The organism is Rhodococcus sp. EPR-157, from assembly GCF_001647195.1.
Lineage (GTDB): Bacteria > Actinomycetota > Actinomycetes > Mycobacteriales > Mycobacteriaceae > Rhodococcoides.
Map to the genome: position 1 here is coordinate 1 of NZ_LVCV01000512.1, position 6,720 is coordinate 6,720.

General features: G+C 64.4%; 4 protein-coding genes and 1 pseudogene. 4 read left to right on the forward strand and 1 reads right to left on the reverse strand.

The features are described 5' to 3' along the window. Positions 1-243, reverse strand: a 243-nt coding sequence (locus tag A2J03_RS23110) for a PfkB family carbohydrate kinase (protein WP_231912671.1), incomplete at its 3' end; no start/stop codon positions are given. A gap of 76 nt (positions 244-319) precedes the next feature. On the opposite strand from A2J03_RS23110, the gene A2J03_RS23115 reads away from it, so the two are divergent. The 4 genes and pseudogenes from A2J03_RS23115 to A2J03_RS23130 all read left to right on the forward strand — a co-directional run. Then, the gene (locus tag A2J03_RS23115; RefSeq protein WP_068378636.1) at positions 320-1,585 is read left to right on the forward strand and encodes an aspartate aminotransferase family protein; all 1,266 of its coding nucleotides are present in this window, start codon (positions 320-322) and stop codon (positions 1,583-1,585) included. After that, positions 1,582-4,545: pseudogene (locus tag A2J03_RS23120) on the forward strand (FAD-binding and (Fe-S)-binding domain-containing protein). The gene A2J03_RS23115 and the pseudogene A2J03_RS23120 overlap by 4 nt, the downstream one beginning before the upstream one ends. Further along, positions 4,542-6,005, forward strand: a complete 1,464-nt coding sequence (locus A2J03_RS23125) for an NAD-dependent succinate-semialdehyde dehydrogenase (protein WP_068378640.1) — start codon at positions 4,542-4,544, stop codon at positions 6,003-6,005. The pseudogene A2J03_RS23120 and the gene A2J03_RS23125 overlap by 4 nt, the downstream one beginning before the upstream one ends. Before the next feature lie 32 nt (positions 6,006-6,037). Further along, the coding region (locus A2J03_RS23130) for a GntR family transcriptional regulator (RefSeq protein WP_231912672.1) at positions 6,038-6,720 on the forward strand (683 nt) is incomplete at its 3' end.

The following is a 6,720-nucleotide window of genomic DNA, read 5'->3' on the forward strand; positions in this document are numbered from 1 at the left end:
GACTCCCGAATCGGTGAGGGTGCGAAGCAGTTCCTCGGCGAAGGCGTCGTCGCCCACGGCCCCGAGGAAGGTCGTCGTGGCTCCGGATCGGGCAGCAGCGAGCGCCTGGTTCGCCCCCTTTCCTCCCTGCGAGTTCTCGAAGCTGTCGCCGAGCACTGTCTCGCCCGGTCGAGGTAACCGCTCGGTGTGGGTGGTCAGGTCCATATTGATGCTGCCGAGAACGGCTACCCGTGTCGCTGCCATGACCTGACCTTAGGGGATGTAAATCGTTTGTTGCAGATTGTTGACAATCTGCACGCCCTCGATAACTATGACTCCCATGACAGCGTCGACTCGCACACACCTCAGCCCTGCACTCAAGCAAGCCACCCCGGTTGTCGTCGACTACGCCGCCGGTAGCTGGATATACGGCACCGACGGAAACCGCTACCTCGATTTCACGACGGGCATCGGCGTCACCAGCACAGGCCACTGCCACCCCCGAGTCGTGGAAGCGGCTCGCGAGCAGGTCGGCAAGATCATCCACGCGCAGTACACGACCGTCATGCACAAACCGCTTCTCGAGCTCACCGAGAAGCTCGGTGACTTTCTCCCGAACGGCCTCGACAGCGTCTTCTACGCCAACTCCGGATCCGAGGCCGTCGAGGCGTCGATCCGGCTCGCACGCATGGCTACCGGTCGCCCGAACATCGTCGCGTTTCACGGCGGCTTCCACGGGCGCACTGTCGCCGCAGCGTCGCTGACGACTGCAGGGACCAAATTCCGTTCCGGGTTCTCGCCGATCATGGGTGGCGTCCATATCGCACCGTTCCCCTACGCGTTCCGGTACGGCTGGGACCTGGACACCGCGGTCGCGTTCGCGTTGCAGGAACTGGACTACCTCTTGGCCACGATTTCCAGCCCCGCCGATACTGCCGCGTTCATCATCGAACCCGTTCTCGGCGACGGTGGTTACCTCCCGACTCCGCCGAAATTCCTGGAAGCTCTTCGGCGCCGCGCGGACGAGCACGGCATAGTGCTCATCGTCGACGAGGTCCAAGCAGGCGTCGGCCGCACCGGAAAGTTCTGGGGACACGAGCATTCGACCGCGAGGCCCGACATCGTCATCACCGCGAAAGGGCTCGCGTCGGGGTTCCCGATCTCGGCGATCGCCGCGTCGACCGAACTGATGTCCAAGGCATGGCCAGGCTCGCAAGGCGGAACCTACGGAGGCAACGCCGTAGCGGCAGCCGCCGCGGTCGCCACCCTCGACGTCGTGCGAGACGAAGGGTTGGTGGAGAACGCAGCCAAACAGGGTGCTGTTCTGCTCGACGGGCTGAAGGCGTTGAAGGAGCAGTATTCGGCCATCGGCGACGCCCGCGGCCTTGGCCTCATGCAGGCTCTCGAATTCGTCGACGAGAACGGCAAGCCCGACGCTGCCGCCGCTGCACGCGTACAGCAGACCGCCATTTCGGAGGGCTTGTTGCTACTGACCTGCGGTGCTCTCGGCAACGTCGTTCGCGTGATTCCGGCTCTGGTGGTCACGGACGACGAGGTCGCGGAGGGCCTGGACGCCATCGGGCGCACACTGAAGCGAGCATTGTGACCGTCCTCGACCTGCTGCGTGGGGCGGGCATCGAGGTCGACGATTCGCCACGACGGCTCGCCGAGTACTCGTACGACGCGTCGAACTATCGGGTTCCGCCGTCGGCCGTGGTGTTTCCGCGCACCGTGGACGACGTTCGAACCACGGTGAAGGCATGCGCCCGGTCAGGCATGACGATAGTGAGTCGCGGGGGCGGAACCTCGATGGCAGGCAACGCGATCGGTGCAGGCGTCGTACTCGACTTCTCGCGCTACATGAACAAGGTGATCTCGGTCGACGCGTCCGAGAAGTAGGTAGTCGTGCAGCCAGGAATTGTCATTTCCGAGCTCGCGGCGGCCGTATCTGCTGCAACAAACGGTCAGTTGACCTTTGCGCCGGATCCGTCGAGCAAGACGCGCGCAACGGTCGGTGGCGCGATCGGCAACGACGCATGTGGCAATCACTCGGTGCGATACGGCCGCACGGCAGATCACACCATCGCATTGGATATCGTGACTGCGGACGGTCATCTGCTGCGGGCGACGCGCTCCGGTATCGACGCGGTGGATCCGAGCGATTCCGAAGCCGTGGACGCCGCGGCCCGCATCGGCGCCGACTTGGCGGCACTCGTAGCGGAGAACATGGCGGACTTTCGCCTCGAACTCGGCCTCATCCCGCGTCAGGTGTCCGGATTCCATCTGTCGAATCTTCTCCCGGAGAACGGGTTCGATGTCGCCCGGGCCTTGGTGGGAAGCGAGGGTACGTGTGCGATCGTCGTGGCAGCGACCGTCGCGCTCGTGCCGGTGCCGAAGGCTGCCCTGTTGCTCAGCCTCGGCTACTCCGACGTCGTCGAAGCTGCGCAGGATGTCATGACGATCCTCGAGTTCTCGCCGGCCGCGATCGAGGGCATCGACGAGAAGATCGTCGAGACCATGCAGGCTCGTCGCGGAATCGACTCGGTCCGTGGCCTTCCGGCTGGGAATGCGTGGCTGTACGTCGATCTCGACGGCGACGACCCCGCGGAGGTGGAGGACAAGGCCGGACGGCTGCTTGCGCGCCTGAAGGAGTCGGGGAGGCTGAAGGACGGTCGTGTTGTCGCCGATCCCACCGAACGCAAGTCATTGTGGCGTGTGCGCGAAGACGGTGCAGGACTCTCCACACGGTTGGTCGGGGGTGGCGAATCCTGGCCCGGTTGGGAGGATTCCGCCGTCGCACCGCAGAATCTGGCTGCCTACCTGGCCGACTTTCGTGACCTTCTCGCCGCTCACTCGCTGACCGGAGTGATGTACGGCCATTTCGGGGCCGGGTGTATGCACGTGCGGATCACGTTCGATCAGCGCACCGAGCGCGGACGCGAGATCATGCAGGCATTTCTTCGTGAAGCGGCCGAACTCGTCGTCCGGCACGGTGGGTCGTTGTCCGGCGAACACGGTGATGGTCGAGCCAGATCCGAGCTGTTGCCCATCATGTATTCCCCCACGATGTTGGATGCCTTCGCGAGGTTCAAGCGGATCTGGGACCCGGCGGCACTACTCAACCCGGGAAGCATCACCGATCCGGCTCCCATGATGAACGACCTTGCACTGCAGGGGGTCCCAGACCGAAGGTGGAAGACGACGTTCGAGCTGCATCAGGTGGGGTCCGGGGCGGACCTGGATCCGTTCGTGCACGCCACCCAGGCATGCGTCGGCGTCGGCCGCTGCCGATCGAGTAGCGGTGGGGTGATGTGCCCGAGTTACCGGGCCACCGGTGACGAGAAGGATTCGACGCGAGGGAGAGCTCGTGTCTTACAGGACATGGTTCGAACCTCCACGACCGTCGCCGACGGTTGGGCCTCGGAGGACGTCAAGGCCTCGCTCGACCTGTGTCTGTCGTGCAAGGCATGCTCGTCGGACTGCCCGGTCGGAGTCGACATGGCCACGTACAAGGCAGAATTCCTCGATCACCACTATGCGGGCCGGATCCGCCCCATGGCGCACTATTCGCTCGGCTGGCTGCCCCGGTGGTTGAAGCTGACGTCGCGGATCGCCCCATTGTTGAACAGCGCGCTCACGCCGCGGACCGGCAGACTTGCGGCCAGGTTGGGCGGGCTGACCACCGAACGTGCGCTTCCTCGATTCGCCTCGCGGAGGGAATTGCGTGCGCAGAGTGCCGGGTCGACGCCGGACGGGGACGTCGTACTGTTCGTGGATTCGTTCACCAAGGGCTTCCGGCCCGAGGTCGTCGGTGCTGCGGTGCGGGTATTGGCGGATGCAGGGCGAACTGCGGAGTGCCGAAGCGACATGTGCTGTGGCCTGACTTGGATCTCCACCGGCCAACTGGCGACGGCGAAGAAGCAGTTGGTCCGTACCGCCGAGATGCTGGACGACGGTACGGACCGGCCGATCGTCGTCACCGAGCCGAGTTGCGCCGCGGCTTTGAAGAAGGATTTGCCCGAGTTGGTGAACACCGATGCGGCTCGACGGGTCGCGGCACGGATACAGAGCTTCGCCGCGGCGGTCATCGACCAGGCTGCAGGTGGATGGACGCCGTCCGCGCAGGTCCCGGCCGAAGTGACCGTGCAGACGCACTGCCACGAATATGCGGTCTTCGGGGAAGCGACGCAGCGCAAAGCTCTTGCAGCGGCCGGCATTTCCGCAGTAGACGAGGCGACTGGGTGCTGCGGGGTGGCGGGCAACTTCGGATTCGAACCCGAGCACTTCGAGATCAGCATGAAGGTCGCCGAACAGGCACTAGCCCCGGCAGTCCGACGCGCTGGTGACCGTCCAATTCTCACCGACGGTTTCAGCTGCCATATGCAGGTGCGCGAATTGACCGGCGATCACAGCTCCGCGGCGTCGACGCATCTGGCGCATGTGCTCGATCCGAATCCCCAGTGGCACGCCCAGGTGTCCTCTGGTGCACTCAACCATGCCACTGGGCCGCAGGCCCCACCGAGCACTGGGCTGCAGGCCCCATCGACCACACGGAGGGACACATGACCACGACATCGGCACACACCGAGTTCGCCTCACCCACAGGCCTGTTCATCGGGGGCAGTTGGCGTGAGGCCCACGGGGGCAAGACGTTCGATGTTCTCGACCCTGCGACTGGGGAGGTCATCACCGCAGTCGCCGACGGTGGCGTCGTCGACGCCGAAGCTGCGATGGCAGCTGCTGTTCAGGCACAGGCGTCATGGGCCGCCACAGCACCGCGCGAACGCAGCGTTGTTCTGAGGCGCGCTTTCGAGTTGATAATCGAGCGCACCGAGGAACTTGCCGCGATCATCACCGCCGAAATGGGCAAACCGATCGCGGATGCGCGGGGTGAGGTGGCGTACGGCGCCGAGTTCTTCAGATGGTTCTCCGAGGAAGCAGTGCGGATATCCGGGGATCACACGCTGACCGGTGACGGCAAGAATCGGATCATCGTTACCCGCGCGCCGGTCGGCCCGTGCATTCTGGTGACGCCGTGGAACTTTCCGCTTGCAATGGGAACCCGCAAGATCGGACCTGCGTTGGCGGCAGGATGCACCGTGGTGTTCAAGCCGGCGGAGCAGACACCACTGACGGCTCTCGCGCTGGCCGACATACTCGTCGAGGCAGGGGTTCCCGACGGTGTGGTCAACGTGGTTCCCACCACGGACGCGGCAGGAGTGGTCGGTTCGTGGATGTCGAGCGGATCCGCCCGCAAGATCAGCTTCACGGGCTCGACGGAGGTGGGCAGGATCTTGCTGGCTCAGGCCGCGCCTACCGTCATGCGCACGTCGATGGAGCTCGGTGGCAATGCACCGTTCATCGTTGCCGAGGGTGCCGACGTCGATCGCGCCGTCGACGGAGCGATGGTTGCGAAAATGCGCAACATGGGCGAGGCCTGTACTGCAGCGAACAGATTCTTCGTATACCGGCCACTCGCAGCCGAATTCGCGGACAAGCTCGGAGCGAAGATGGGGGCGTTGAAGGTCGGCGCAGGCAGTGCGGACGGAGTGGAGGTCGGCCCTCTCATCGACCAGGACGGACGCGCCAAGGTTCAGCGTCTCGTCGACGATGCGCTCGGCAGGGGAGCCCGCGCAGTAGTAGGGGGCACGGAGAACTCCGGCCCCGGTTACTTCTACCCGCCGACTGTGCTCGACTCCGTGGATTCGGCGTCGGAACTGATGTCGACGGAGATCTTCGGCCCGGTTGCCGCCGTAGTGCCGTACGACACGGAGGACGAGGTCATCTCGCTCGCGAACGACACCGAGTGGGGGCTGGTCGGATACGTGTTCACTCAGGACATCGATCGAGCGCTCAGGATGGGGGAGCGGTTGGAAGTCGGGATGGTCGGCTTGAACACCGGCCTCGTGTCGAATCCCGCTGCCCCGTTCGGCGGGGTCAAGCAGTCCGGGCTCGGTCGTGAGGGCGGGAAGGTCGGAATCGACGAGTTCCTCGAATACAAGTACTTTGCTGTTCCCCGCTCCTAGCAGCCCTAGCAGTCCCAACAGGAGGAAGACCAGTGTCCGGTTCTCGAAGATTGACGCCGATCAACGCTCGAAATACTTCGATGGTCATCGCGGATCAGATTCGCGATCGGATCATCGACGGCTCGTACGCGCCAGGCGAGCAGATCAACGAAGCGAACGTCGCTGCCGAACTGGAGATTTCGCGCGGTCCGGTTCGCGAGGCATTGCAGCGCCTCAATCAGGAAGGGCTGCTGGTCAGCTACCGGAACCGCGGCGTTTTCGTCGTCGAGCTCAGCAGCGACGACGTGGCGGAGATCTACGACGCGCGGGCTGCCATCGAGGTCGGTGCTGCGTGGACGCTGGTACGGGGCGAGGTCGCGGTCTTGAAGGCAACCGCGGCGCAGCTCTCGGCCATCGTCGACCAGATGCAGCCGTTCATCGACAAGGCGGACTGGCTGGGACTCGCCGAGCGTGATCTTGCGTTTCATACCGCGTTGGTGGCAGCGACGACGAACAGTCGAATGTCGAGGATGTATGCCACGCTCGCAGCCGAAGCCCGTATCTGCATGGCGAACCTCGAGACCGCGTACTACCGACCGGAGGCGCTCGTGGAGGAGCATCAATTGCTGGTCGACTTGCTCCTTGGCGACGATTGGGCCGCACTCGAGGCTGGGCTGCACGAGCACATGGATACTGCGATCCACGATCTGACGCAGGCAATGCACGATCAAGCAGA

Bases quoted from the DNA above. Each gene is read 5' to 3' on its own strand.
- A2J03_RS23115 (WP_068378636.1), top strand. From the start codon at position 320: ATGACAGCGTCGACTCGCACACACCTCAGCCCTGCACTCAAGCAAGCC.
- A2J03_RS23125 (WP_068378640.1), top strand. From the start codon at position 4,542: ATGACCACGACATCGGCACACACCGAGTTCGCCTCACCCACAGGCCTG.